We start from the raw sequence: 26,344 nt of genomic DNA, 5'->3' as shown, positions 1-26,344 counted from the left end.
TTTTGGAATGGCAACCTTTTTTAGGACTGTTTTTTTGTAGACATTTGTGCTTGGTGTTTTATGGGGGTTAATTAGTTTAGAGTACTTTGGATTCTTATGTTGTTGTATCAATTGATATAATCAAATAATTCTAATTTTAATTGGATTAATGATGTAAAATTTTTATCATTTAAATAAGCTCTGTTTTGAAAGTTTTGAAAGTTGCTTCAGCAACAGCGTTAGCATAATGACAACTTTTTTTACTTAAAGAGCGGGTAATATTGAAGGCTAATAAAATTTTATCAATAGTTTTGTTATTAAATTCATTACCGCAATCGCTATGAAATATTTGAATATTTTTTAAACAACGATTTGAGCACATAAATGCTTGATATACTAATGATGCATCTTTTTTAGTACCTACACTATGTTCAATAATTTCGCGATTGTAAAGGTCGATTAATAAGCAAATATAGTTTCATTTACCATTAACTTGAACATAAGTTAATCACTAACAATAACTTCGTTTTTAATCCTATTATTAAAGTCTCTATTAACAAGATTAGTAATTTGACTATCATTGACTTTATTATGATAATTTTTTTATGATAAGGTAATATGTTTTAGAGATTTTTAGAGGCTTTTTAGACATACGTAACTCACTCTTTCTAGTTATTTAATTTTATTTACTAGAATTAATTAAACATAGTTATTTTTGTAAGTTACACAGATTACTAAACATTACCACATTAATATCAATTTTACCTTGTTGGGTTATTAATTTTTTTGAATTTATACCATTGCGAGCATTATCACTATTATTATGTTGATTTTTTTCATATCCTAAATAATTTTGCATTTCAGAATTCAACATTTTTTCAACTAATCTTTTTGTTAATTCTTTATATAAACCTCCCTCTTTAAATACGGTTGTTAAATCCTCAGTATTTTCTAATAATAAATCTACTGCTTTTGATATTGGATCATTATTATTAATATTTTGTTTTTTAGACATACGTAACTCACTCTTTCTAGTTATTTAATTTTATTTACTAGAATTAATTAAACATAGTTATTTTTGTAAGTTACACAGATTACTAAACATTACCAAAATCAATCGCTTTTGTTTTTCAAGATATGAGTAAACATTACTTTAGTTAGCTATATATCATAAATTTCATTTTTATTTTTAAGTTTATTAAAATCAATCTTTTCTTTATACATACTTTCTAAAATAAGTTTAGTAGCTGTTTCATATTTTTTTGTATTTTTTTAAACTACTTATAACATTTTCAACAGCTTCTTGTTTATTAGTTGTTGATGTAGTTGAAGGATTTTCAGGTGTGAATTCCGCTAATGGTAAAGTTTTCTTTTCAAAATAATTTTGCATTTCTTCATCTAAAATAATAGTTTGTTTAGTTATATCAATTTTTGTTGAACCTTGATAATTATCATCATTCAAACTACTAATTATTTTTACACTTATTTTAGAAATTTTATCTAATTCTTGTTTTTCATTTGTTATTTCTTTATTATTTTAATCATAAAATTGAAGTTGATAACCATCAGTTAATGGTTTTGAATTAAATTCATTAAAATTATTTATATTATTAATTAATTATTTATATGTTTTACTTGGATTAGCAGTAATATCTAAACCATTTAATTTAGTAATAGTTTTTAAATCAATTCTAGTATCTTGTATTTTTAAATTTATTTTAATTGGTGTTGTTGAACCTTGATAACTAGTATCATTATCATTAGCAGTGATTACTACATATAAATCTCCGGATTTTTGATTTTGATTACTCACATCAATTTTACCTTGTGCATCACTAAAATATTTAATAGTTGGGTTTGTTAAATTTGGATTTAATGATTTAAGTTAATTAGTACTTTTTATTTGTGTAGTTAATTCATTATTATTTTTATTATCATTAGCAGTAATATCAGTTGTTAAACTTGTAATTTTAGTTTTTAAATCAATTTTGCTTGTTGGAGTTGGTGATGGTTTTTCTCCTCCATCACATGCAACTACATTTAATGCTATTGGTGTTGATATTGCTAAAATTGATAATAATTTTAATAAATTTTTCATATAAAAACTCCTTTGGAAATTTATAAGTTAATTAAATTTTTTTGATTTTTAATTAATCATATACAAAAATTAAATATTTTCCAATATGAGTTTAATATAAATTTTATTTTTCACCAAAAAATCTTTCATCTTTTAAAATTAATTTTAAGTAATCAAATTTGCTTATAGACAAACATTTTAAAATTTATATGTGGTGTATAAAAAATAAAAAAGCCTAATTAGGTTTTTTTAAATGAATTTAAAATCCCTATTTTTGAATTTCACTTTCATGTATTTTTTTATTTTCTTCTGCCATTTTTACATATTTATCTTTTTGCTCATTTGTCATTTCTTTTCAATGATTACCAATAATTTTGGCCACTTCTGCAACTTTAGATTTAAGTTCAGGTTTTTGTTGAATAATCTCCGTTCTTTTTTCTTTACTAAAAAGCATATAAGCATTCATTGGTCTTTTAATTTTAGTTGACATAAATTTTCCTCCAAAAGTTTATTTTTTTCATAAGACATATTACTTAATTAATAATTTTATTTTAAAGTAACTTTTAACCTGGGTGTACTTCCTTTTCAATATGAATTTTTATTGTTTACTTCAATAACTATGTAAACAGTACCACTTTCTTGTTTTTTATGTTTAATATTTGTCATATCACTTGGGTTGTCAGAAGCATATACAAAATTCAATCAATCATTTTGTATAGACTTATTATCTTTAAGTTCATTAGCTTTAAAAATCATATCTCATCAATCATTATAAGTTTTGTTATTATCAGCAGTTATATCTAATCCAGTTAATTGAGTAATTGTGTTTAAGTTAGTTCTTGTATCTTTTTGATAAGTTAAAGTAACTTTACCTTTATAATTTGTTTTTCCTTCAATTGTAGCAGTTGTTGCAGTTGGACTAACTTCAAAATCAAAATCACTTTCAGACAATGTATTTGCTTTTAAATTATTTTCTTTAATACCTTTTAATAATTCTTTTGTAGTTGGAACAGTTCCTAAAATTTCAATATTATCTAAACTAGTTTTTGTAATAATTGTGTTTAAGTTAGTTATTGTATCTGGAGTGGGAGGAGTTGGTGATGGTTTTGGTTCATCACCACCACATGCAATAACACTGGTACTTGCTGTTCCAATTAAAGTCATTGCTCCTAAAATACTTAGTAATTTCTTCATTTTTTTACCCCCTAAAATATTTTTATCTATTTATAATTTTACAATATTTCTGAAATAAGTTCTTCATATGCTTGTTTTTGACGTTAATAATAATGATTTGTTCAAATACTATTTAAGTTATTCTCAATTGTTTTAAATGTTTCAGAATAAGAAATTTTAGATTTAGATAAATTATTCAATTTTTTTTCATTTAATAAATTCAATATTTGCTTTAAATTTTTGCCTTCTTTAATTCCATTTAATAAAATTTTAATGTTTGGGATATTTTTTTGTGTTTCTCTACAAAAATGGTTTAAAATATTTTGTAAATTAATTAATCCTTTAATACTATTCAATCCTTCATTAATTGGCACAATAATTATATCTGAAAGCATTAAAAAACTTACAGATAATTCATTTATTGTTGGAGGATAGTAAATTAATACATAATACATAATCATAATTTTCAAATATTTATTGATTATTTTGATAAATTATATCAGATAATAAATATTTTTCTTTTTCAGAATATGTTGGATTTATTGTAGCTGAAACTTTATTTAATTCTTCATTTGCCATTATTATATCAATATTTTTATATTTTGTTCTTTCAATTAAATTAATAATTTTAACTGCTGATTTTGAAGCAATTATATCTAAAATATCATTTTCCATTTTTAACATCCTTATTAACTTGCATAGTAATTGTAGCTTGTGGGTCTAAATCAATTAACAACACCTTTTTATTTTCTAAGGCAAGTTTATATGCAATATTTTTACAAAGAGTAGTTTTGCCAACCCCCCTTTTTTTATTACAAATAGAAATCATTTTCATAAAAATTTATTCTCCCTTATTAAATCAATCAGTTAAAATTTCATTCATTAAAGTTGTATAACTTCATTTTTTATCCTTAGCTTGTTTTCTAAATTTTCTTACTAATTCAACTTTACATGTCATTGGTGGCATAATATCTTGATAATAAATTTTATTAAATTTTTTATTTTTATTATAACTTGATACGTTTTCAATTGTTTTTAAAATATCTTTATTTGAAATATCATTCTCTAAAAATGAATTTATTATTTTTTTTATTTGTGGCATAAAATAAAATCCTATTATATTTATAACATAAATAACATTAAATATAAATAGTTACTCAATAATATTTATAAAATTTATCAAGATAAAAAATTATTATTATTTTTGTATAATTAACTTTATAAAGGTTTTAGATTATAAGGAGAGTTAAATGTGAAAAAGATACAAGCACATATTTTAAAAATCAAAAAATGGAATCAAAAATTAGATAAAATCAAAGAAGAAAAAATGAATTTATTAAATGAAATTAAAACGATAAATGAAACAGAAAATAGCCAACAAATCACAAGTGATAATTTAAAACCGCCTAATTTTTAAAAATATAGTTGTTTTAGTATTGTTGTGATCTTAATTATTTATTTTTAATTATTTATTTATTGTTATAATTAAACTACTATAAGAAAAGAGTATTTATGCTGTTATAGCACTATGCTTTCTTATAGTGCTATTTTTTATTTGTCAAAGGGTAGAGCATAGTTTTTTATTTATTAATATTTCTAACAATCAAATTTCTTATTTTTAATGGCTTTTATCATTTTATGTACTATTTTTAAATTTTATCACATAAATGGAGATAAAAGCCTATTATTATTTCAAAAATTATTATTTATTAAATTAATTGTTTTATCATTTGATGTTTTATTTTTTCCTTTTATTGCATTTCTTATTTTTTAAATTAAACTAAATATGTTATTGAATTCTTCTATTGTTTTCATTTGTTCTAATATTTTATTTTTGTTTGATATTAAATTAATTACTTCTTTTTTATCAATATTTTTAAATTCTTTAAAAAAGTGTTTTAAAAAGTAATTAGCATATAAATTCTCAATTTTATTGGCAACAGTTATATATTGATTTTCATTAATTAATTTATCAATTTGATTAAATTAATTCTCGATTTCTATTGAAATTTCTTCTTTAAAAAATAGTTTTAAATTTTCTTTTTTAATTATACTTATTTCAATATCATAATTATCTACAAACTCACTAATTAAAACTAATAAATTTTGCATATCTTTAATATATTATTCATATGAACAATAATAAGTATCTTTTCTTTCATTAATTCAATTAGCAATTTTAGAAAAAATTAGTTCTTGTCTATTATTAATAATTTGTTTATTAAGTATTATTTTTAATAAACCATTTTTGTTATTATAATCAATATTTTCTTTTTCAATAATTAAATTTATAATTTTAAAAAATAATTTTCAATCGTCAATATTAGAAATCATTTGAGTAATTATATGTTTAAAATCAATCCTATCTCCGCCAAAATAAGTTTGAAATAAATTTTTAAAATTATCGTATATTTGTAAAATTTTATCTCTTTAAACAATCATTTTTATATTTTTCTTTTTATTAATTTAAAATAAAATTTATAATAATGAGTCATTATATCTCTTAAAAAAGATATTGTTTGATATTTTTTATCTTTTAACTTTGATTCAACTTTAGATTCTATTATTGCAATCAATTCAAATTAATCTTTATCTAATAGTTCTTCAATATTATCTTTAATTTTTCAATATTTAATTTTTTATTATACTTTTGATTTATTGAATTTGAAAATATTTTTTCAAATTCAATAAATTTAATATAGTTAAAAAATTATTATTTTTTAATTAAATTTTTTTATTCTTATTTAATTTTAATTGATTTAAAGCTGATTTTATTTTTAATTTATCTTCAAGTTGAGTTACTTTATTTAATAATTGATCTTCTTTTATATCAAATAATCTTTGAATACAATTAATTTCATAATTTTTATTATAAAATGATAAACCTATTTTATATCTTTCTAGTGGTAATAATCAAATAGAATTATTTTCAATTTATTTTTCAATAAAAATACTTTTAGGTGTATAATGTTTTTCATCTAAACTTGAAAAAATTGAATTTTTATGGAATGGCAACTTTTTTTAGGACTGTTTTTTGGTAGACATTCCATTTTGTTTTTTTTGAAAAAAGTTTTATACTATTTATGGATATTTTACAATGTAGAAAAAAATAATCTAAGTTTTTTCTATTAAAAGGAGCATATTTTGTTATGGATAAAGAAGCAAAAGAAAAAAAATTATTACATGAAGCAAAACAACAAAGTAGAAAACTTGATTTATTACTTGCTGAAAGTGAAAGACAAGCTGAGAGATTAAAAAACTTACAAGATTCAAAATCATCAGTAAGTAAATCTAAACTTTCTAAATCACCCAAAATGTAATTATTATTTGTTTTTAAATTAGAAAAGTATATAATAAAACCAAACTTAAAAATAAAAATGCAACAGGCGTATTTACAAGATACCCTATTGCTGACAGGTTACCTACTAAAGTCCAACCTGCATTTAAATTATATATTTTTTCATATTTTTTTGCAAACGACATTCTAGATGTAACATAAAATGTCGTTTTTCTTTTTTAAAGTTTATAAAAAAAGAAAGGAAGTAAAAATTATGTTTTTATTTAATTTAGGCTTTTATCCCTTTATATACTATTTTTAAATTTTATCACATAAATGGAGATAAAAGCCTATCTACGGACTTCTCCTCACATTTTTAAATCAAACATAGCATTACAGTTTCAAAACTAGGTATCTTATTGAATTTATATGCAGCCTCTTTAGCATATAAATTAACATGATGTTTTGCAACTTTGATATGTGTTTTAAATGTTCTTCTTATATGTTTTCAAACTGATTCAATTTGGTTGGTATTTACACCAGTTTTTGAAACATAGCCATCTTGATGGTTAACTGTTTCATGCTTAGTAAAAACTGATTTAAAATCGCAATATCCTTTTCAAGAATCAGTATATACAAGACATTTTGAAGAAATGTGGTTTCTTGCAAACTGCAAAAGATTTTTACTCTTTGCGTTTTTCAATACTTTTACAATTAAATTATTGGTTGTTTTTTGATAAATTCCAATAATCAAGGTTTTATTCACCAAGGATCTTCCTTGTTTTTTAAAACCTACATGTGAAAGATACATTTCATCCATCTGTGCTGTGCCATCATCAATGAACCCTGCATCTTGATTCCAAATTCTAGTTCTGATTTCATGACACCATTTTTCAAGCTGTTTTATATGTCACACACAATTCCCTTGCAACATCTATTGATAGTATACCATGCTTTGTGTTTATTCATCTAAATATGAGATAAAACCAAGATGTCAAAGGTGTTTGTGACTTGTGAAAAATGGTGTCATGAAAAATACTAAATGTTTGATGACATTTCAAACATCTTATTCTTTTTAAATCAGAAGTATTCAAATTAAAACTAAAACACCTAATACATTTGTTTTCTTTCAAATTTGCTATATATGCAAGACTGGAATGGCAACTTTTTTTAAGACTGTTTTTTGGTAGACATTTGTGCTTGGTGTTTTATGGGGGTTAAGTAGTTTAGAGTACTGTGGATTCTTATGTTGTTGTATCAATTGATATAAGCAAATAATTCTAATTTTAATTGGATTAATGATGTAAAATTTTTATCATTATTAAACTCTGTTTTGAAAGTTTTGAAAGTTGCTTCAGCAACAGCGTTATCATAAGGACAACCTTTTTTGCTTAAAGAGTGGGTAATATTGAATGCTAATAAAACTATTGATAAACTTTTATTATTAAATTCATTACCGCGATCGCTATAAAATATTTCAATATTTTTTAAACAACGATTTGAGCAAATAAATGCTTGATATAATAATGATGCATCTTTTTTAGTACCTACACTATGTCCAATAATTTCGCGATTGTACAGGTCGATTAATAAGCAAATATAGTTTCATTTACCATTAACTTGAACATAAGTTAAATCACTAACAATAACTTCATTTTTAAGCCTGTTATTAAAGTCTCTATTAACAAGATTAGTAATTTGACTATCATTGACTTTATTATGATAATTTTTGTATGATAATTTAGTGTATTTTGATATTAAATTATGTTTATTCATAATTTTTTTAATTTTTCGTCTTGATAAATTAATTTTCTTTTCTTTTAGAACAACTTTTAATCTTCTTGTTCCATAAGCTTCTTTATTTTCTTTAAAAGCACTAATAACGGTAATGTTTAGTAATCTGTGTAACTTACAAAAATAACTATGTTTAATTAATTATAGTAAATAAAATTAAATAACTAGAAAGAGTGAGTTACGTATGTCTAAAAAACAAAATATTAATAATAATGATCCAATATCAAAAGCAGTAGATTTATTATTAGAAAATAATGAAGATTTAACAACCGTATTTAAAGAGGGAGGTTTATATAAAGAATTAACAAAAAGATTAGTTGAAAAAATGTTGAATTCTGAAATTCAAAATTATTTAGGATATGAAAAAAATCAACATAATAATAGTGATAATGCTCGCAATGGTATAAATTCAAAAAAATTAATAACCCAACAAGGTAAAATTGAGATTAATGTACCACGAGATCGTAATAGTAATTTTGAGCCAGTAATAGTTGCAAAAAGACAAAGAAGATTTGATGGTTTTGATCAACAAGTTCTTTCATTATATGCCAAAGGCATGACTTTATCAGATATTAGAATGCAGTTACAAGAGTTATATCATGGTGCTGATATTAGTGAAAGTGTTATTAGTCAAATTACTGATGATGTTATTGATGATGTTAAAGCATGACAAAATCGGCCATTAGAAAGTGTTTATCCGATTGTTTATTTTGATTGTATAGTAGTTAAAGTACGACAAGATAAACGCATTATTAACAAATCAGTTTATATAGCATTAGGAGTTGATTTATAAGGTAAAAAAGATTTTTTAGGTTTATGAATTAGTGAAAATGAAGGTTCTAAGTTTTGATTATCTAATTTCACAAAAATGAAAAATCGAGGCTTAAATGATATTCTTATTGCTTGTAGTGACAATTTAACAGGAATGTCAGAAGCAATACAATCAGTTTATCCTAAAACCGAACATCAATTATGCATAGTTCATCAAATTAGAAATAGTTTAAAATATGTTTCATACAAACATAGAAAATAACTAGTTACAGATTTAAAACCAATTTATAGTGCATGTAGCGAAGAACAAGCAATGCAAACTTTAGAAACTTTTGAAAGTAAATGAAATAAACAATATCCTCAAATTGCTAAATCGTGATATAAAAATTGAGATAATTTAATGGTTTTTATTATTTATCCTGCAGAAATCAAAAGAGTGATTTATACAACAAATGCTATTGAATCTGTTAATAGTCAATTACGAAAAGTTATTAGAAATAAAAAAGTTTTTCCAAATGATATGGAAGTTTTCAAAATATTTTACTTAGCAATTGAAAATATAACAAAAAAATGAGAAATGCCCATTCAAAATTGAAATACAGCAATTGCTCATTTTATGATAAAATTTGAAGATAGAATTAATCTAAACTAGTAAATTTGTAAAACAAAGATACACAGATTATTAAAAAGCCTCACTTTAAAGTGTAACCCATCCATTATCATGATCAAAAAATATTAATTATAGAAGCATCAGAAATAAATTTTGATAATATAGCTAACTAAAGTAATGTTTACTCATATCTTGAAAAACAAAATCAATCTCTTTTTTAATATTTGGTCAATAATTTGGTAATATTTTTCTTATATTATGTTTTATAGCAAATCAAAAATGTTCAATTGGATTTAAATTAGGAGAATATGGTGGAAGAAATAATAGTTTGCATCCAGCATTTTCAATTAATTGTTGTTTTAATTTAGATTTATGAAACGTTGCATTATCTAAAACTATAATTTGTCCATGCTTTAATACTGGAATTAGTATATTTTTTACATATGATTCAAAAATTTTACTGTTGCAATGTCCTTCAAATGCTCATAGGGCTTTTAATTTACCTTTATTTAGTGAACCAATTATACTCATTCTTTTTATTTTATATGCGGGTTTATTATCAAATAACCTTTTACCTTTTTCAGATGAACCATATTTATAAAATTCATTATCATCAATTCCAGATTCATCAATATATACTAAATCTTCATTCATTATTTTAGCTATTTATTTTAAAAAATATTCTTGTTTATTTTTATCTCTTTGTTCATATAGAAAAGTTTTTTTATATGTATAATTTAGTTTTTTGAAATAGTTATAAACTGTTTCTTTAGTCATATCACCAAATTTTTCAATCACTTTTTTAACTGTAACATCTTTATTTTTCGCTAAATAATTTTTTAATTCATCTAAATCCTTTATTTTGTGGCTATGTCCTTTTTGATAATTTAAAATTGGTTTTATATGCCCAGTTTCTTTTTTTCTTTTTCTTCATAAGAATAAAGTCTTTTTAGTAATATTGAACACTTTACAAATTTCTTTAATTTTCATGTTTTTACTTTCATAGGCTTCTATTACTTTTCTTCGTAAGTCTTCACTGTATGGTTTTGGTATAATTTAATCTTCCTAATCTATTTTAAATATTGCTGAATTGTACTTTTAAATTCAAAAACTGTTTAAATTAAATAGTATTATTTTACATTATTTATGAGTAAACATTAATTTAGTTAGCTATAATACTAAAATATAATTGGAAAAAATCAGATATTTTTTAGATAAACAAGATTGAAGTATTTATTTTTTTGAAATACAAAAATTGATGCATGAACAAATAATTAAATTATTAGCTTTAAAAAATAAATCACTTAATTATAATTCTTACATTGAAATTTTAAATCAAAAATTAAGTTTTTATATTAATGATTTAAATATTGTAAAAAATTATAATGAAACCATTAAACAAATAAATTTATACCGTAATCTTTTATCAAAAGCTACGTCAATAATTCCTAGTAATACAATTGAATGAAATTTTATCAATGATTTAACTAAAAAATTAATAGCATGAAAATTATATTTTTCTTTAACAGAATTAATTAATTGTTTTAATTTGCTTTTAGATAAAAAAAATATATAATGTAAATATAAAATGTGTATATAGTTTTTAACGTATTGCTTTGTTTTATTAAAAGTAAATAAATTTTATGCTTTTAAAAAGGAGTGAAAAACATGCCAAATACAAAGGAAAATCAAATTTGATTAGTTCAAGATAAAGTTGATTTTAAAACTTTAAAAGATAAAGTTATTTTTATAGAACAAAATTATTTATTAGATATTGATAATTCTATAAAATCAAAACTTAATAGCAATGGTGATAATGATAAACATATTGAATTTAATTCTGTTTTTGAAACTATTAATAATATAAAATTACAATTAAATTTATTACGAACTAATTTAAAACCTTTAAAAAAAAGAATTGTTAAAAATTTAGAAAGTAAAAAAATAAATTTTTTTAAAAATTTTGTGATTAGATTTTTTACTTTTGGAAAAATTAATAGAAACAGAGACATTAAAAATGAGATATCAAACTTTAATTTTAATTACCAATATATAAAAAATAAATGTGAAAATGTAGTTGAAAAATTAAATGATAAAGCAAATGAACTTTTATTTGAGATAGAAAAAAGACATTATGATATAAAAATAGAAAGAGACCAATTAAAACAATCAAATCGCAAACTTGAAACACTAATTGAAAGTGGGAAAGAAAAAATAAAACAATTAGAAAGTAACATGCAAGAAAATCGAAACAAAATTAGTAAATTAGAGCAAGAAAATCAAGAACATATTAATTTTATAGATAGTAAAAATATTAAATTTGATAGTCAATGTGTGACTTTAGAAAATATTATTAGAAGTCAAAAAGAAGAAATTGAATTTCATATGAAACAAAATCAAGAATTAAAACAAGAAATTAAATTAAGAGATTCTGGAATTGAAAGTGCTTCTGAGGTATTTTATTCAGATATAGATAGTTTTAATAAAGATAAAATAAATGTAGAACAAAACAAGCATATGACAAAAAAAGAATTAAGGCACGAATTGTACAAATAAATTAATTCTTTGTAGATAACTCTTTTCAAAAAGAGTTATCTTTTTTTGAGGCTTTTTAATAATTTGTGTATCTTTGTTTTTGGTTATTATTATCATTTTTATTAGAATTATCTTTCATATTATTATCAAAAATTATGTTTGCTATTTTTTTATATTTTTCGATTATTTTATTTTTTATTTGTGATTTTTTGTCATCAAAATGACTAATTTCGCGCATCAAATATTTAATTTTTGTATTATTTTCTTTAATTTTGTGATTTAATTTTTTCTTTTTTAAAAAATTAAATAATCCAAAACTAATTACATTTAAAAAAGTGTATTTTTTGATAGCTGATTTTTTATTTAAATTTAATTCTAATTCTTTATGTAGTGGTTCTATTTCTAAAACTATGTTTTTTATTTTTTCATCTAATTTTATAATTTCATTTTCAAAAATTTCAATTTCTTTTTCTAATTCTTTCTTTTTATCTCTCATCTAAACTTTCCTTTCAAAATAAAAACTTAATTACTTTAAAATTAAAGTAATTAAGTTAAAAAAATGTATTAATTTTATATAAATAAATTATACAAAAAAATTTCTTGTATAAAATAAGGAATTAAAAGTTTTAAAGGTTATTTGAAATTCGTATTTATATTTAAATTTTATATTCATTTTTTTTAAAATTATTTGTTCTATAAACAAAGAACAGTTTAATTATAACCCTTTTATTTTATTTTTTAAAACTTATTTAAGTTGAATATTTTAATTAAAATTATACAAATAAAATTGTTAAATAAACTGCACAATTGTGCAGTTTTAAAAATATTAATATTTACATTTTTTGTGATTTTCTATTAGAACTTTGATTTTTACTTGTTGAAGCTTCGCTATTTACTTTTGATTTATCTTTTTCAAATCCAAGAGCATTGGCAACTCTTTCTCGTCTTTCACTTTCGTTTTTTTCTCCTCAAGCTTTATTCATTCTATCAGCATTTTTATCATGTGTATCTTTTTTTTCTTGACTTCATTTTTCAGATGGTGTTCATGGCATAATTTACATCTCCTCTCTTTATTACTTTTGAATATTTTTTCTACTGTTAAAATACCCAAGAAAAATTATATATTTTTAAAACGAAAAATGTGTAAAAAATCACTATTTTTAAAAATAGTGATTTGACATAAAATAAATTATAACATGGAATTTGAATGATATATTGTATTTGTTGAAGATTGTAATTCTTGTTGGTTTACTATATTTCGTATAGATGAATCAAAATCTTGATTATTTTCTAATTGAATAATTGAATTTTCTAGAAGAATGTTTGAATTATGATTTATTGTGTTGTTATTTATTAGTTCTTCGAGATTTTTATTTTTTCTATTGTCAAGTTCTTGTTTTAAAATATCATATTGTGTTTGTAATCTAGTTTCTAGTTTATCACTAGTTAAATTTTTAAGGAAATTATCCCCACATGTACTAGTGTTGAGGAAAAAATGAATTGAAATGAATTCAATAGCATATTTCAAAATGAAAACGATTGTTTGAAATATATAGCGAAGTTGAAAGTAATGAAATGTATCAGGTGTGCTTCTTCTAGTTTGAATGTTTCTGATTTGAGAAGAATAAGATGTTTGAAATGTCATCAAACATTTAGTATTTTTCATGACACCATTTTTCACAAGTCACAAACACCTTTGACATCTTGGTTTTATCTCATCTTTAGATGAATAAACACCAAACATGGAATTCCATCAACAGATGTTGCAAAAGAATTGGGAGTGACTTTGAAAACTGCCTGAAGAATGGGTCATGAAATAAGAACTAGAATTTGGAATCAAGATGCAGGGTTCATTGATGATGGCACAGCACAGATGGATGAAATGTATCTTTCACATGTAGGTTTTAAAAAACAAGGAAGATCCTTGCTGAATAAAACCTTGATTGTTGGAGTTTATGAGAAAACCAGCAACAAACTAATTGTGAAAGTATTGAAAAAAGCAGATGAGAAAAACCTTTTATGATTTGCATTGAAACACATTTCTACTGGGTGTTGTCTATTTACGGATTCTTGGAAGGAATATGGAGGTTTCAAAAAACTTCTATCACAAACATGAAATCGTAAATCATGAAGTTGGGTATGTGTCATCAACAGGTGTAAACACAAACCAGATTGAATCTGCATGAAAACACATCCGACGAACTTTCCGAACACACATAAAAGTTTCAAAACACAATATTCATTTATATTCAAATGAAGCTGCATATAAATTCAATAAGATACCTAGTTTTGAAACTATAATTTTGTGTTTGATTTATATACATGTGGGGATAATTTCCTAGATAGGCTTTTATCTCCATTTATGTGATAAAATTTAAAAATAGTACATAAAGGAATAAAAGCCATTTTTAATTATTGATTGATGTTCTTTTTTTTCTTTATCTTTTTTGTCTTCATTTTTGCATAATTTATTATATCATCAAGATTCTACTTTTTTTGTTGCAGGCGAAAATATTGATGTAAATCCTTTAAATATTGTACCAAGTGCAGTAGCAGAGGCAGCAATTGCAATTTTTTCAACTAATAGTAATCCTACTGCGGCAGGTAAAATTACAGGTACAGCAAAACTAAGAATAGGAGTTAAAATAATAAGAGATAAAGAAATTATTGTAATAGTTCATCATATTTTTTTGGAATGGCAACTTTTTTTAGGACTGTTTTTTGGTAGACATTTGTTCTTGGTGTTTTATGGGGGTTAAGTAGTTTAGAGTACTGTGGATTCTTATGTTGTTGTATCAATTGATATAAGCAAATAATTCTAATTTTAATTGGATTAATGATGTAAAATTTTTATCATTATTAAACTCTGTTTTGAAAGTTTTGAAAGTTGCTTCAGCAACAGCGTTATCATAAGGACAACCTTTTTTGCTTAAAGAGTGGGTAATATTGAATGCTAATAAAATTTTATCAATAGTTTTATTATTAAATTCATTACCGCGATCGCTATGAAATATTTCAATATTTTTTAAACAACGATTTGTGCACATAAATGCTTGATATACTGATTATGCATCTTTTTTAGTACTACACTATGTTCAATAATTTCGCGATTGTACAGGTCGATTAATAAGCAAATATAGTTTCATTTATCATTAACTTGAACATAAGTTAAATAACTAACAATAACTTCATTTTTAAGCCTATTATTAAAGTCTCTATTAACAAGATTAGTAATTTGACTATCATTGACTTTATTATGATAATTTTTGTATGATAATTTAGTGTATTTTGATATTAAATTATGTTTATTCATAATTTTTTTAATTTTTCGTCTTGATAAATTAATTTTCTTTTCTTTTAGAACAACTTTTAATCTTCTTGTTCCATAAGTTTCTTTATTTTCTTTAAAAGCACTAATAACAGCTTCATCATACATTATTTTGAATTTTATCTTCTTTTTTCTTGAAATTAAAATAATATGTTGATTTAGATATTTTTAAAAAACGACACATTGTACGAATTTTATATTTAACTTTATTTTTAGTAATAATTTCTATTTTCTGCCTATTATTAGTGCTGCTTGCTTTAAAATATCATTTTCCATTCGTAATTGTTTTAATTCTTTTCTTAATTTAATTAATTCATTTTCTTCAACAGAACGGTTATATTTAGTTTTAAAACTGCCTGAATTAGTAAATTGCTTAATTCAATTATAAGTAGCTGCTCTTGTAACATTGTACTCTTTAGCAAGACAAGACACTGACTTACCACTTTGATATAAATCTACTATTTATTTTTTAAATTCATCTGAATATGAGTTAATATTGACCATAATTATAATTTCTTTCTTTTAACTAATTTGTTCACTTGTTTACGTAATTAGTGTCCAATAAAGTGTAACCCATCCAAAAATCCATGAATTCATTAAAGAATAATTATCTAAAGAATATTTTATTGAGATTAAAAATGAAAATTATATAGAACCTATTATTCAAAGATGTGCTGGAGAAATTTTAGAAGTACGTGTTGTTCAAAATCCTTTAGATAATGTTATTGATGGTTGTGTAAAATACCGCGATACAATTTATAAACAAATGATGGATGCTCAAAACCCTAATTCCAAAGATATTTTGGAAAAATAAAAATTTAATTATTATTTTATTAAAATGTTATTATTTATTTAATGTATTTAATGTATTTACATTAAAATTAAATTATAATAATGATATAAATAAAATGATAAAATTATATTAATAAATTTTAGGAGATTATTTATAGCTAACTAAAGTAATGTTTACTCATATCTTGAAAAACAAAATCAATCGCTTTTTTAATATTTGGTCAATAATTTGGTAATATTTTTCTTATATTATGTTTTATAGCAAATCAAAAATGTTCAATTAGATTTAAATTAGGAAAATATGGTGGAAGAAATAATAGTTTGCATCCAGCATTTTCAATTAATTGTTGTGTTAATTTAGATTTATGAAACGTTGCATTATCTAAAACTATAATTTGTCCACTCTTTAATACTGGAATTAGTATATTTTTTACATATGATTCAAAAATTTTACTGTTGCAATGTCCTTCAAATGCTCATAGGGCTTTTAATTTACCTTTATTTAGTGAACCAATTATACTCATTCTTTTTATTTTATATGCGGGTTTATTATCAAATAATCTTTTACCTTTTTCAGATCAACCATATTTATAAAATTCATTATCATCAATTACAGATTCATCAATATATACTAAATCTTCATTCATTATTTTAGCTATTTCTTTTAAAAAATCTTCTTCTTTATTTTTATCTCTTTGTTCATATAGAAAAGTTTTTTTTATATGTATAATTTAGTTTTTTGAAATAGTTATAAACTGTTTCTTTAGTCATATCACCAAATTTTTCAATCACTTTTTGAACTGTAACATCTTTATTTTTCGCTAAATAATTTTTTAATTCATCTAAATCCTTTATTTTGTGGCTATGTCCTTTTTGATAATTTAAAATTGGTTTTATATGCCCAGTTTCTTTTTTTCTTTTTCTTCATAAGAATAAAGTATTTCTAGTAATATTGAACACTTTACAAATTTCTTTAATTTTTATGTTTTTACTTTCATAGGCTTCTATTACTTTTCTTCGTAAGTCTTCACTGTATGGTTTTGGCATAATTTAATCTTCCTAATCTATTTTAAATATTGCTGAATTGTACTTTTAAATTCAAAAACTGTTTAAATTACATATTATTATTTTACATTATTTATGAGTAAACATTAATTTAGTTAGCTATATGTCAAAAGCAGAGAAAAATCAGAAAGTTAAAAGAACTAAAAAATAAAAAATCCTAATGCACCTAAACCACCAATAAATGCTTATTTCTTTTTCCTTATAGAACAAAGATCAGACTTTAAAACAAAATACCAAAATTTAAAACCGTAATAATTAGTTAAAAAAATTTATGAAAAATGGATTGAATTAGATATAAATGAAAAAGAAAAATATCAAGCGCTAGCTAATGCTGATAAAGAACAATATTTGCTGGCTAAAACTAACAAAAAATAAAAAATTAAAGAATTAATTTTTTAGTTAAGTGATCAGAGTTATCAGTAGAGTATTGAGTGATAATAGGATTGTCTATAATTATTGTGTTATTAATTTTGTCTTTATTATTAGTTTTTTCTGTTTATAAAAGAAAAAAATTTAAGTTTAAAATAAATGATATTGTAAGCGATAATTTAATAAAAATAGGTAAAAAAAATTATAAATTTTCTAGCAAAAACTCTTTTGCTCTTTTTAATCAAATTAAATCAATAGTTTTAGAAAAAGAAAAAGGTTACAAAGAAGGAAATTTAAATAATAAACTTTTTGATGTGGTTAAAAAATATTATTTAAAAAATGAAAAAGAATTAAATAAGAAACCACAAAATTTAAATGTTGATACTAAAAAATGGTAATGTTTAGTAATCTGTGTAACTTACAAAAATAACTATGTTTAATTAATTCTAGTAAATAAAATTAAATAACTAGAAAGAGTGAGTTACGTATGTCTAAAAAACAAATACTAATAATAATTCATCGAATACTGAACAAAAAGATTAGTTGAAAAAATGTTCAATTCTGAAATGAAAAATTATTTAGGATATGAAAAAAATCAACATAATAATATTGATAATGCTCGCAATGGTATAAATTCAAAAAAATTAATAACCCAACAAGGTAAAATTGAGATTAATGTACCACGAGATCGTAATAGTAATTTTGAGCCAGTAATAGTTGCAAAAAGACAAAGAAGATTTGATGGTTTTGATCAACAAGTTCTTTCATTATATGCCAAAGGCATGACTTTATCAGATATTAGAATGCAGTTACAAGAGTTATATCATGGTGCTGATATTAGTGAAAGTGTTATTAGTCAAATTACTGATGATGTTATTGATGATGTTAAAGCATGACAAAATCGGCCATTAGAAAGTGTTTATCCGATTGTTTATTTTGATTGTATAGTAGTTAAAGTACGACAAGATAAACGCATTATTAACAAATCAGTTTATATAGCATTAGGAGTTGATTTAGAAGGTAAAAAAGATGTTTTAGGTTTATGAATTAGTGAAAATGAAGGTTCTAAGTTTTGATTATCTAATTTCACAAAAATGAAAAATCGAGGCTTAAATGATATTCTTATTGCTTGTAGTGACAATTTAACAGGAATGTCAGAAGCAATACAATCAGTTTATCCTAAAACCGAACATCAATTATGCATAGTTCATCAAATTAGAAATAGTTTAAAATATGTTTCATACAAACATAGAAAATAACTAGTTACAGATTTAAAACCAATTTATAGTGCATGTAGCGAAGAACAAGCAATGCAAGCTTTAGAAACTTTTGAAAGTAAATGAAATAAACAATATCCTCAAATTGCTAAATCGTGATATAAAAATTGAGATAATTTAATGGTTTTTATTATTTATCCTGCAGAAATCAAAAGAGTGATTTATACAACAAATGCTATTGAATCTGTTAATAGTCAATTACGAAAAGTTATTAGAAATAAAAAAGTTTTTCCAAATGATATGGAAGTTTTTAAAATATTTTACTTAGCAATTGAAAATATAACAAAAAAATGAACAATGCCCATTCAAAATTGAAATACAGCAATTGCTCATTTTATGATAAAATTTGAAGATAGAATTAATCTAAACTAGTAACTTTGTAAAACAAAGATACACAGATTATTAAAAAGCCTCTAAATTATAACATGGAATTTGAATGATATATTGTATTTGTTGAAGATTGTAATTCTTGTTGATTTACTATATTTCGTATAGATGAATCAAAATCTTTATTATTTTCTAATTTAATACTTGAATTTTCTAGAAGACTGTTTGAATTATGATTTATTGTGTTGTTATTTATTAGTTCTTCGAGATTTTTATTTTTTCTATTGTCAAGTTCTTGTTTTAAAATATCATATTGTGTTTGTAATCTAGTTTCTAGTTTATCACTAGTTAAATTTTTAATTATTGATTGATGTTCTTTTTTTTCTTTATCTTTTTTGTCTTCATTTTTGCATAATTTATTATATCATCAAGATTCTACTTTTTTTGTTGCAGGCGAAAATATTGATGTAAATCCTTTAAATATTGTACCAAGTGCAGTAGCAGAGGCAGCAATTGCAATTTTTTCAACTAATAGTAATCCCACTGCGGCAGGTAAAATTACAGGTACAGCAAAACTAAGAATAGGAGTTAAAATAATAAGAGATAAAGAAATTATAGTAATAGTTCATCATATTTTCTTTTCACTTTTATTTGGTTTTAATTTGAAATCATTTTGTTGTTTTATAAAGTCTTTAGTAGATATTTCAGAAAAAGATATATATTTTTTATTACTTGAAATTTTCTTAATTAAAGAAAAATCATTTTTATATTTATTAATATTTTCGTATTGTTTGATTTGTTGTCAAATTGAAATTTCATTATTTTCATCATTCTTAAAATATATTATTTTTTCAGAAATTGATTCATTAGCATATACAAAAGTCATTATATAACAATAATTATTATCTATTGATAAAATTTCTTCGTAAATCTTTGTAACCTTTTTACTTTCTACTGTTCATTGGTTTTCAATTTCATTATTTAAAAAATTAATATTTTCTAATATTTTTTCTTTAGTTTTTAAATTTAAGTTTTTTTCTTCAAACTTTTGTTGTAAGTCTAATCTTTTATTAATTTTATCTTTTAAAGATAATGACGGTATATTTAACTTATTAATATATTTATCTTGTTTTTCTTTAAGTTGAGATATCTTTGTTTCTGTATGTTTAATATTAAAATTAATAACTTGCTTTGATTTTTCAATTTTTTCTTTTAGTTTTTCTTGTTGATTTATCCTTATTTTAATTTTTTTAATATCTGCTTTAAGAGAATATAATTTTCTTAATTCGACATCACTTCTTCATTTGTTTGTTTTATTGCTTATCATTATTTTTAACTTATTACTTAAAAAGTTAAGGTCATAATATTCATTTTCTAAAAGATTATTAGCGATTTGTATTGAATTTGACTTTAAATTATCATATTCTTCTTTTTGAATTTTTAATTGTTTTTCTAACTTAAAAATTTCTTTTCTTGTGTTTAATATTTTTTTATCTTCTAAAATCGTTACAGCATTATATGATTTAGTGAAATTATTAAAATTTTTTTCTTCAATCACATCAGTTTGTGTTGCTATTTCTTTAGTAGTTGATTTGAAGTCAATAAAAATTTCATTTGTATCATAATGGTTTAATTTATTATTTATTACTACTTTTGGAGGCTCTTCTTCGTTACTATAAGTAGAAAATTTTACTGTTAATCCGTTGTGTCTTTCTTTAAAAATTCCTTTATTATTTTTTAATGTGATATTTGGTTGTTCAAAAATATTTTTAATATCTTGTTGTTCTGTTATTTGTTGAAATGTTTGTGATTTAGTTTTGTCAGTCATGTTAATATCTCCTTTTAAACATTAAAACCCATTTACTTTTAAAATAAAGTAATGGGTTAAAACTTATATATTGTATAACAACTATATTTTATCAAATTTTGTGTATTTTACAATTAGTTAAGTTTTAACCAAAATTGATTATTTGATTTTTGAAAGTTGCTATTTTTCAGTTATAAATTTTGATTTGCTCATCAACAAATTTTTTCATGCTTTCATTTGGAACTAGAAATGGAATGGCAACTTTTTTTAGGACTGTTTTTTGGTAGACATTTGTGATTGGTGTTTTATGGGGGTTAAGTAGTTTAGAGTACTGTTGATTCTTATGTTGTTGTATCAATTGATATAATCAAATAATTCTAATTTTAATTGGATTAATGATGTAAAATTTTTATCATTAATAAATTCTGTTTTGAAAGTTTTGAAAGTTTCTTCAGCAAAAGCGTTATCATAAGGACAACCTTTTTTGTTTAAAGAGTGGGTAATATTGAATGATAATAAAAGTTTATCAATAGTTTTATTATTAAATTCATTACCGCAATCGCTATGAAATATTTGAATATTTTTTAAACAACGATTTGAGCACATAAATGCTTGATATACTAATGATGCATCTTTTTTAGTACCTACACTATGTTCAATAATTTCGCGATTGTACAGGTCGATTAATAAGCAAATATAGTTTCATTTACCATTAACTTGAACATAAGTTAAATCACTAACAATAACTTCATTTTTAAGCCTATTATTAAAGTCTCTATTAACAAGATTAGTAATTTGACTATCATTGACTTTATTATGATAATTTTTGTATGATAATTTAGTGTATTTTGATATTAAATTATGTTTATTCATAATTTTTTTAATTTTTCGTCTTGATAAATTAATTTTATTTTCTTTTAGAACAACTTTTAATCTTCTTGTTCCATAAGCTTCTTTATTTTCTTTAAAAGCACTAATAACAGCTTCATCATACATATTATTTTGAATTTTATCTTCTTTTTTCTTGAAATTAAAATAATATGTTGATTTAGAGATTTTTAAAAAACGAGACATTGTGCTAATTTTATATTTAACTTTATTTTTAGTAATAATTTCTATTTTCTGCCTATTATTAGTGTTGCTTGCTTTAAAATATCATTTTCCATTCTTAATTGTTTTAATTCTTTTCTTAATTTAATTAATTCATTTTCTTCAATAGAACGGTTATATTTAGTTTTAAAACTGCCTGAATTAGTAAATTGCTTAATTCAATTATAAGTAGCTGCTCTTGTAACATTGTACTCTTTAGCAAGACAAGACACTGACTTACCACTTTGATATAAAGTTACTATTTGTTTTTTAAATTCATCTGAATATGAGTTAATATTGGCCATAATTATAATTCCTTTCTTTTAACTAATTTGTTCACTTGTTTACGTAATTAGTGTCCAATAAAGTGTAACCCATTCAGTTGTCTTGCTAAAGGGTTACCATTCCAAGCATATGAAGAACTTATTGCGGAAATAATGTAAAATAATAGTATATTTAAATTTAAGGAGGTAAAAATATATGAAGAAATTATTAAGTATAATAGGAGCAATGACTTTAATTGGAACAGCAAGTACAAGTGTTATTGCTTGTGGTGAAGAAAAACCAACTCCACCTTCTCCAGATACAAGAATTGATATTTCAAAGCAAATAACAAGTCCAATATTTTTAGGACAATTATCTGAAAATACAAAAACAGATTTCTTAGTAAAATTACAAACATCATTAGCAGGAATTCCAAACTTAAATACTATAACAGCTAGTGATTATGATGTTTATAAAGCAGGAACTACAATTGAAATACAAGACTCTGATATTACTGTAGATAATTTTTTAAATATTAAAATTGTTGCTAAAGGAAGTAAATTTCAAGGTACTAAAGACAACATTACCACTAACTATACTCGAAAAGATACAAGAATTGATATTTCAAAGCAAATAACAAGTCCAATATCTTTAGGACAATTATCTGAAAATACAAAAACAGATTTCTTAGTAAAATTACAAACATCATTAGTAGGAATTCCAAACTTAAATACTATAACAGTTAGTGATTATGATGTTTATAAAGCAGGAACTACAATTGAAATACAAGACTCTGATATTACTGTAGATAATTTTTTAAATATTAAAATTGTTGCTAAAGGAAGTAAATTTCAAGGTACTAAAGACAACATTACCACTAACTATACTCGAAAAGATACAAGAATTGATATTTCAAAGCAAATAACAAGTCCAATACCTTTAGGACAATTATCTGAAAATACAAAAACAGATTTCTTAGTAAAATTACAAACATCATTAGCAGGAATTCCAAACTTAAATACTATAACAGCTAGTGATTATGATGTTTATAAAGCAGGAACTACAATTGAAATACAAGACTCTGATATTACTGTAGATAATTTTTTAAATATTAAAATTGTTGCTAAAGGAAGTAAATTTCAAGGTACTAAAGACAACATTACCACTAACTATACTCGAAAAGATACAAGAATTGATATTTCAAAGCAAATAACAAGTCCAATACCTTTAGGACAATTATCTGAAAATACAAAAACAGATTTCTTAGTAAAATTACAAACATCATTAGCAGGAATTCCAAACTTAAATACTATAACAGTTAGTGATTATGATGTTTATAAAGCAGGAACTACAATTGAAATACAAGACTCTGATATTACTGTAGATAATTTTTTAAATATTAAAATTGTTGCTAAAGGAAGTAAATTTCAAGGTACTAAAGACAACATTACCGCTAACTATACTCGAAAAGATACAAGAATTGATATTTCAAAGCAAATAACAAGTCCAATATCTTTAGGACAATTATCTGAAAATACAAAAACAGATTTCTTAGCAAAATTACAAACATCATTAGCAGGAATTCCAAACTTAAATACTATAACAGCTAGTGATTATGATGTTTATAAAGCAGGAACTACAATTGAAATACAAGACTCTGATATTACTGTAGATAATTTTTTAAATATTAAAATTGTTGCTAAAGGAAGTAAATTTCAAGGTACTAAAGACAACATTACCACTAACTATACTCGAAAAGATACAATAATTGATATTTCAAAGCAAATAACAAGTCCAATATTTTTAGGACAATTATCTGAAAATACAAAAACAGATTTCTTAGTAAAATTACAAACATCATTAGCAGGAATTCCAAACTTAAATACTATAACAGCTAGTGATTATGATGTTTATAAAGCAGGAACTACAATTGAAATACAAGACTCTGATATTACTGTAGATAATTTTTTAAATATTAAAATTGTTGCTAAAGGAAGTAAATTTCAAGGTACTGCAGATAATATTAAAACTATCACCTCATCAAAAGAAAAAATTGATTTAACTAAAATTATTCAAGTAACTGAATTTAATTTTGCTGCTAATACTAATGAAAGAAATACAGATGATAAGTTATGAAGTTCAATTTTCGAAGCTCCTGAATTGAAAAAATATAAAAATTTAATTCAATCTAATGGAAATTGATTCAAAGAAGTATTTTCGCAATTTGATCAATTAATTACTAGTGATTTTCAAAAACCCGGAATTATATATCTAGTTGTTAACACTACAACAAAAAATGAATATTGTAATGGAAGAACTAAAAAACTAAAAGTGACTTTAAATTAAAATTGAGGATTTTTAATAATTTGTGTATCTTTTTACAAAGTTACTAGTTTAGATTAATTCTATCTTCAAATTTTATCATAAAATGAGCAATTGCTGTATTTAAATTTTGAATAGGCATTGCTCATTTTTTTGTTATATTTTCAATTGCTAAATAAAATATTTTGAAAACTTCCATATCATTTGGAAAAACTTTTTTATTTCTAATAACTTTTCGTAATTGACTATTAACAGATTCAATAGCATTTGTTGTATAAATCACTCTTTTGATTTCTGCAGGATAAATAATAAAAACCATTAAATTATCTCAATTTTTATATCACGATTTAGCAATTTGAGGATATTGTTTATTTCATTTACTTTCAAAATTTTCTAAATCTTGCATTGCTTGTTCTTCACTACATGCACTATAAATTGGTTTTAAATCTGTAACTAGTTATTTTCTATGTTTGTATGAAACATATTTTAAACTATTTCTAATTTGATGAACTATGCATAATTGATGTTCGGTTTTAGGATAAACTGATTGTATTGCTTCTGACATTCCTGTTAAATTGTCACTACAAGCAATAAGAATATCATTTAAGCCTCGATTTTTCATTTTTGTGAAATTAGATAATCAAAACTTAGAACCTTCATTTTCACTAATTCATAAACCTAAAACATCTTTTTTACCTTCTAAATCAACACCTAATGCTATATAAACTGATTTGTTAATAATGCGTTTATCTTGTCGTACTTTAACTACTATACAATCAAAATAAACAATCGGATAAACACTTTCTAATGGCCGATTTTGTCATGCTTTAACATCATCAATAACATCATCAGTAATTTGACTAATAACACTTTCACTAATATCAGCACCATGATATAACTCTTGTAACTGCATTCTAATATCTGATAAAGTCATGCCTTTGACATATAATGAAAGAACTTGTTGATCAAAACCATCAAATCTTCTTTGTCTTTTTGCAACTATTACTGGCTCAAAATTACTATTACGATCTCGTGGTACATTAATCTCAATTTTACCTTGTTGGGTTATTAATTTTTTTGAATTTATACCATTGCGAGCATTATCACTATTATTATGTTGATTTTTTTCATATCCTAAATAATTTTGCATTTCAGAATTCAACATTTTTTCAACTAATCTTTTTGTTAATTCTTTATATAAACCTCCCTCTTTAAATACGGTTGTTAAATCTTCAGTATTTTCTAATAATAAATCTACTGCTTTTGATATTGGATCATTATTATTAATATTTTTTTTTAGACATACGTAACTCACTCTTTTTAGTTATTTAATTTTATTTACTAGAATTAATTAAACATAGTTATTTTTGTAAGTTACACAGATTACTAAACATTACCTTAAAAATAGGCTTTTATCCCTTTATGTACTATTTTTAAATTTTATCACATAAATGGAGATAAAAGCCTATCTAGGAAATTATCCCCACA

The 26,344-nt window shown here is 22.7% G+C and carries 36 protein-coding genes and 4 pseudogenes; 11 read left to right on the top strand and 29 right to left on the bottom strand.

The genetic code is table 4. The annotated features are described in order from the left end of the window. Window positions 1-169 precede the first annotated feature (169 nt). The 11 genes and pseudogenes from AC6I4F_RS09995 to AC6I4F_RS09945 all read right to left on the bottom strand — a co-directional run bounded on the left by AC6I4F_RS09995 (window position 170) and on the right by AC6I4F_RS09945 (window position 4,331). Entirely contained in the window at window positions 170-442 is a 273-nt protein-coding gene (locus tag AC6I4F_RS09995) for a DDE-type integrase/transposase/recombinase (RefSeq protein WP_497874822.1), read from the bottom strand. Window positions 443-724: 282 nt separating this feature from the next. Continuing rightward, window positions 725-994: pseudogene (locus AC6I4F_RS09990) on the bottom strand (transposase); the annotation flags it as partial. A gap of 225 nt (window positions 995-1,219) precedes the next feature. After that, window positions 1,220-1,441 carry a hypothetical protein gene (locus AC6I4F_RS09985; RefSeq protein WP_497874725.1) on the bottom strand — a complete coding sequence of 74 codons (222 nt, stop codon included), beginning with the start codon at window positions 1,439-1,441 and terminating at the stop codon, window positions 1,220-1,222. A gap of 156 nt (window positions 1,442-1,597) precedes the next feature. Continuing rightward, window positions 1,598-1,792, bottom strand: coding sequence for a hypothetical protein (locus tag AC6I4F_RS09980; RefSeq protein ID WP_497874726.1), 195 nt, complete (start codon window positions 1,790-1,792; stop codon window positions 1,598-1,600). Between the two features lie 72 nt (window positions 1,793-1,864). Further along, window positions 1,865-2,077, bottom strand: coding sequence for a hypothetical protein (locus tag AC6I4F_RS09975; protein WP_497874727.1), 213 nt, complete (start codon window positions 2,075-2,077; stop codon window positions 1,865-1,867). A gap of 247 nt (window positions 2,078-2,324) precedes the next feature. Beyond that, window positions 2,325-2,546, bottom strand: coding sequence for an HMG-box domain-containing protein (locus tag AC6I4F_RS09970; RefSeq protein WP_497874728.1), 222 nt, complete (start codon window positions 2,544-2,546; stop codon window positions 2,325-2,327). Window positions 2,547-2,602: 56 nt separating this feature from the next. Continuing rightward, window positions 2,603-3,250, bottom strand: a complete 648-nt coding sequence (locus tag AC6I4F_RS09965) for a lipoprotein (protein ID WP_497874729.1) — start codon at window positions 3,248-3,250, stop codon at window positions 2,603-2,605. An 83-nt stretch (window positions 3,251-3,333) separates the two neighbouring features. After that, the gene (locus AC6I4F_RS09960) at window positions 3,334-3,603 is read right to left on the bottom strand and encodes a hypothetical protein (RefSeq protein ID WP_497874730.1); all 270 of its coding nucleotides are present in this window, start codon (window positions 3,601-3,603) and stop codon (window positions 3,334-3,336) included. Between the two features lie 100 nt (window positions 3,604-3,703). Beyond that, window positions 3,704-3,904, bottom strand: a complete 201-nt coding sequence (locus AC6I4F_RS09955; RefSeq protein WP_497874731.1) for a hypothetical protein — start codon at window positions 3,902-3,904, stop codon at window positions 3,704-3,706. After that, window positions 3,858-4,058 carry a ParA family protein gene (locus tag AC6I4F_RS09950; RefSeq protein WP_497874821.1) on the bottom strand — a complete coding sequence of 67 codons (201 nt, stop codon included), beginning with the start codon at window positions 4,056-4,058 and terminating at the stop codon, window positions 3,858-3,860. The genes AC6I4F_RS09955 and AC6I4F_RS09950 overlap by 47 nt, the downstream gene beginning before the upstream one ends. A 12-nt stretch (window positions 4,059-4,070) precedes the next feature. Further along, window positions 4,071-4,331: a hypothetical protein gene (locus AC6I4F_RS09945; protein WP_497874733.1), complete on the bottom strand. Its 261-nt coding sequence runs from the start codon at window positions 4,329-4,331 to the stop codon at window positions 4,071-4,073. 150 nt (window positions 4,332-4,481) lie between these two features. Here AC6I4F_RS09945 and AC6I4F_RS09940 point away from each other — a divergent pair, with 150 nt between their 5' ends. Together AC6I4F_RS09940 and AC6I4F_RS09935 are read left to right on the top strand one after the other, a co-directional pair. Further along, window positions 4,482-4,646, top strand: a complete 165-nt coding sequence (locus tag AC6I4F_RS09940; protein WP_497874734.1) for a hypothetical protein — start codon at window positions 4,482-4,484, stop codon at window positions 4,644-4,646. A gap of 204 nt (window positions 4,647-4,850) precedes the next feature. Continuing rightward, window positions 4,851-5,003: a hypothetical protein gene (locus tag AC6I4F_RS09935; protein ID WP_497874735.1), complete on the top strand. Its 153-nt coding sequence runs from the start codon at window positions 4,851-4,853 to the stop codon at window positions 5,001-5,003. 212 nt (window positions 5,004-5,215) lie between these two features. Here the strand turns inward: AC6I4F_RS09935 and AC6I4F_RS09930 are convergent, their stop codons facing one another. Next, window positions 5,216-5,341 carry a hypothetical protein gene (locus tag AC6I4F_RS09930; RefSeq protein WP_497874736.1) on the bottom strand — a complete coding sequence of 42 codons (126 nt, stop codon included), beginning with the start codon at window positions 5,339-5,341 and terminating at the stop codon, window positions 5,216-5,218. A 12-nt stretch (window positions 5,342-5,353) separates the two neighbouring features. After that, a complete protein-coding gene (locus tag AC6I4F_RS09925) occupies window positions 5,354-5,563 on the bottom strand; it encodes a hypothetical protein (RefSeq protein ID WP_497874737.1) in 210 nt (69 codons plus the stop codon). 815 nt (window positions 5,564-6,378) lie between these two features. On the opposite strand from AC6I4F_RS09925, the gene AC6I4F_RS09920 reads away from it, so the two are divergent. Continuing rightward, entirely contained in the window at window positions 6,379-6,549 is a 171-nt protein-coding gene (locus AC6I4F_RS09920) for a hypothetical protein (protein ID WP_497874738.1), read from the top strand. 333 nt (window positions 6,550-6,882) lie between these two features. Here the strand turns inward: AC6I4F_RS09920 and AC6I4F_RS09915 are convergent, their stop codons facing one another. The 3 genes from AC6I4F_RS09915 to AC6I4F_RS09905 form a co-directional block, all read right to left on the bottom strand. Beyond that, window positions 6,883-7,422 carry an IS1595 family transposase gene (locus tag AC6I4F_RS09915; protein WP_497874739.1) on the bottom strand — a complete coding sequence of 180 codons (540 nt, stop codon included), beginning with the start codon at window positions 7,420-7,422 and terminating at the stop codon, window positions 6,883-6,885. Then, window positions 7,373-7,600 carry a hypothetical protein gene (locus tag AC6I4F_RS09910; protein WP_497874740.1) on the bottom strand — a complete coding sequence of 76 codons (228 nt, stop codon included), beginning with the start codon at window positions 7,598-7,600 and terminating at the stop codon, window positions 7,373-7,375. Before AC6I4F_RS09910 ends, AC6I4F_RS09915 begins: the two co-directional genes overlap by 50 nt. A gap of 76 nt (window positions 7,601-7,676) precedes the next feature. Beyond that, the gene (locus AC6I4F_RS09905; protein ID WP_497874820.1) at window positions 7,677-8,396 is read right to left on the bottom strand and encodes an IS3 family transposase; all 720 of its coding nucleotides are present in this window, start codon (window positions 8,394-8,396) and stop codon (window positions 7,677-7,679) included. Window positions 8,397-8,484: 88 nt separating this feature from the next. On the opposite strand from AC6I4F_RS09905, the pseudogene AC6I4F_RS09900 reads away from it, so the two are divergent. Continuing rightward, window positions 8,485-9,723, top strand: a pseudogene (locus AC6I4F_RS09900) (IS256 family transposase). A gap of 123 nt (window positions 9,724-9,846) precedes the next feature. On the opposite strand, the gene AC6I4F_RS09895 reads toward AC6I4F_RS09900, so the two are convergent. Both AC6I4F_RS09895 and AC6I4F_RS09890 read right to left on the bottom strand, forming a co-directional pair. Then, window positions 9,847-10,335 carry an IS630 family transposase gene (locus tag AC6I4F_RS09895; RefSeq protein ID WP_497874704.1) on the bottom strand — a complete coding sequence of 163 codons (489 nt, stop codon included), beginning with the start codon at window positions 10,333-10,335 and terminating at the stop codon, window positions 9,847-9,849. A gap of 12 nt (window positions 10,336-10,347) precedes the next feature. After that, entirely contained in the window at window positions 10,348-10,710 is a 363-nt protein-coding gene (locus AC6I4F_RS09890) for a helix-turn-helix domain-containing protein (RefSeq protein WP_497874819.1), read from the bottom strand. A gap of 229 nt (window positions 10,711-10,939) precedes the next feature. On the opposite strand from AC6I4F_RS09890, the gene AC6I4F_RS09885 reads away from it, so the two are divergent. Beyond that, complete coding sequence (locus tag AC6I4F_RS09885) at window positions 10,940-11,257, top strand: hypothetical protein (RefSeq protein WP_497874742.1); 318 nt, start codon at window positions 10,940-10,942, stop codon at window positions 11,255-11,257. A 92-nt stretch (window positions 11,258-11,349) separates the two neighbouring features. Next, window positions 11,350-12,237 (top strand): coiled-coil domain-containing protein, encoded by an 888-nt coding sequence (locus AC6I4F_RS09880; RefSeq protein ID WP_497874743.1) that lies wholly within the window; start codon window positions 11,350-11,352, stop codon window positions 12,235-12,237. Window positions 12,238-12,292: 55 nt separating this feature from the next. Here AC6I4F_RS09880 and AC6I4F_RS09875 read toward each other — a convergent pair whose 3' ends face one another. Both AC6I4F_RS09875 and AC6I4F_RS09870 read right to left on the bottom strand, forming a co-directional pair. After that, complete coding sequence (locus AC6I4F_RS09875; protein ID WP_497874744.1) at window positions 12,293-12,712, bottom strand: hypothetical protein; 420 nt, start codon at window positions 12,710-12,712, stop codon at window positions 12,293-12,295. A gap of 337 nt (window positions 12,713-13,049) precedes the next feature. Further along, the gene (locus AC6I4F_RS09870) at window positions 13,050-13,268 is read right to left on the bottom strand and encodes a hypothetical protein (RefSeq protein ID WP_497874745.1); all 219 of its coding nucleotides are present in this window, start codon (window positions 13,266-13,268) and stop codon (window positions 13,050-13,052) included. A gap of 443 nt (window positions 13,269-13,711) precedes the next feature. On the opposite strand from AC6I4F_RS09870, the gene AC6I4F_RS09865 reads away from it, so the two are divergent. Continuing rightward, window positions 13,712-14,485 (top strand): IS1595 family transposase, encoded by a 774-nt coding sequence (locus AC6I4F_RS09865; RefSeq protein WP_497874746.1) that lies wholly within the window; start codon window positions 13,712-13,714, stop codon window positions 14,483-14,485. A gap of 190 nt (window positions 14,486-14,675) precedes the next feature. Continuing rightward, window positions 14,676-14,975 (top strand): hypothetical protein, encoded by a 300-nt coding sequence (locus AC6I4F_RS09860; RefSeq protein WP_497874747.1) that lies wholly within the window; start codon window positions 14,676-14,678, stop codon window positions 14,973-14,975. Here the strand turns inward: AC6I4F_RS09860 and AC6I4F_RS09855 are convergent. The 5 genes from AC6I4F_RS09855 to AC6I4F_RS09835 form a co-directional block, all read right to left on the bottom strand. Then, window positions 14,925-15,263, bottom strand: a complete 339-nt coding sequence (locus AC6I4F_RS09855; RefSeq protein ID WP_497874814.1) for a transposase — start codon at window positions 15,261-15,263, stop codon at window positions 14,925-14,927. The two genes, AC6I4F_RS09860 and AC6I4F_RS09855, sit on opposite strands and share 51 nt — an antisense overlap. Further along, window positions 15,242-15,652 (bottom strand): IS3 family transposase, encoded by a 411-nt coding sequence (locus AC6I4F_RS09850; RefSeq protein WP_497874748.1) that lies wholly within the window; start codon window positions 15,650-15,652, stop codon window positions 15,242-15,244. Before AC6I4F_RS09850 ends, AC6I4F_RS09855 begins: the two co-directional genes overlap by 22 nt. A 117-nt stretch (window positions 15,653-15,769) precedes the next feature. Next, a complete protein-coding gene (locus AC6I4F_RS09845) occupies window positions 15,770-15,976 on the bottom strand; it encodes a transposase (RefSeq protein ID WP_497874749.1) in 207 nt (68 codons plus the stop codon). Between the two features lie 518 nt (window positions 15,977-16,494). Continuing rightward, a complete protein-coding gene (locus AC6I4F_RS09840) occupies window positions 16,495-16,983 on the bottom strand; it encodes an IS630 family transposase (RefSeq protein WP_497874750.1) in 489 nt (162 codons plus the stop codon). Window positions 16,984-17,023: 40 nt separating this feature from the next. Continuing rightward, entirely contained in the window at window positions 17,024-17,383 is a 360-nt protein-coding gene (locus tag AC6I4F_RS09835; RefSeq protein ID WP_497874751.1) for a helix-turn-helix domain-containing protein, read from the bottom strand. A gap of 488 nt (window positions 17,384-17,871) precedes the next feature. Between AC6I4F_RS09835 and AC6I4F_RS09830 the strand changes: the two genes are divergently transcribed. Further along, window positions 17,872-18,168: a hypothetical protein gene (locus AC6I4F_RS09830; RefSeq protein WP_497874752.1), complete on the top strand. Its 297-nt coding sequence runs from the start codon at window positions 17,872-17,874 to the stop codon at window positions 18,166-18,168. 132 nt (window positions 18,169-18,300) lie between these two features. Continuing rightward, window positions 18,301-19,419, top strand: a pseudogene (locus AC6I4F_RS09825) (IS256 family transposase); the annotation flags it as partial. A 46-nt stretch (window positions 19,420-19,465) separates the two neighbouring features. Here the strand turns inward: AC6I4F_RS09825 and AC6I4F_RS09820 are convergent. The 3 genes from AC6I4F_RS09820 to AC6I4F_RS09810 all read right to left on the bottom strand — a co-directional run bounded on the left by AC6I4F_RS09820 (window position 19,466) and on the right by AC6I4F_RS09810 (window position 22,575). Then, window positions 19,466-21,202, bottom strand: coding sequence for a hypothetical protein (locus AC6I4F_RS09820; protein ID WP_497874753.1), 1,737 nt, complete (start codon window positions 21,200-21,202; stop codon window positions 19,466-19,468). A 246-nt stretch (window positions 21,203-21,448) separates the two neighbouring features. Beyond that, the gene (locus AC6I4F_RS09815; protein ID WP_497874818.1) at window positions 21,449-22,291 is read right to left on the bottom strand and encodes an IS3 family transposase; all 843 of its coding nucleotides are present in this window, start codon (window positions 22,289-22,291) and stop codon (window positions 21,449-21,451) included. Window positions 22,292-22,296: 5 nt separating this feature from the next. Next, on the bottom strand, window positions 22,297-22,575 hold the full coding sequence (locus tag AC6I4F_RS09810; protein ID WP_497874754.1) for a transposase: 279 nt from the start codon (window positions 22,573-22,575) through the stop codon (window positions 22,297-22,299). Window positions 22,576-22,750: 175 nt separating this feature from the next. Here AC6I4F_RS09810 and AC6I4F_RS09805 point away from each other — a divergent pair, with 175 nt between their 5' ends. Further along, on the top strand, window positions 22,751-24,880 hold the full coding sequence (locus AC6I4F_RS09805) for a lipoprotein (RefSeq protein ID WP_497874755.1): 2,130 nt from the start codon (window positions 22,751-22,753) through the stop codon (window positions 24,878-24,880). 43 nt (window positions 24,881-24,923) lie between these two features. Here the strand turns inward: AC6I4F_RS09805 and AC6I4F_RS09800 are convergent. Further along, window positions 24,924-26,144, bottom strand: a pseudogene (locus tag AC6I4F_RS09800) (IS256 family transposase). Window positions 26,145-26,344 lie beyond the last annotated feature (200 nt).

This window comes from Spiroplasma ixodetis, from assembly GCF_059729505.1.
Note: the sequence above shows the minus strand (reverse complement) of the source record. Positions and strands in the feature narration are given on the sequence as shown.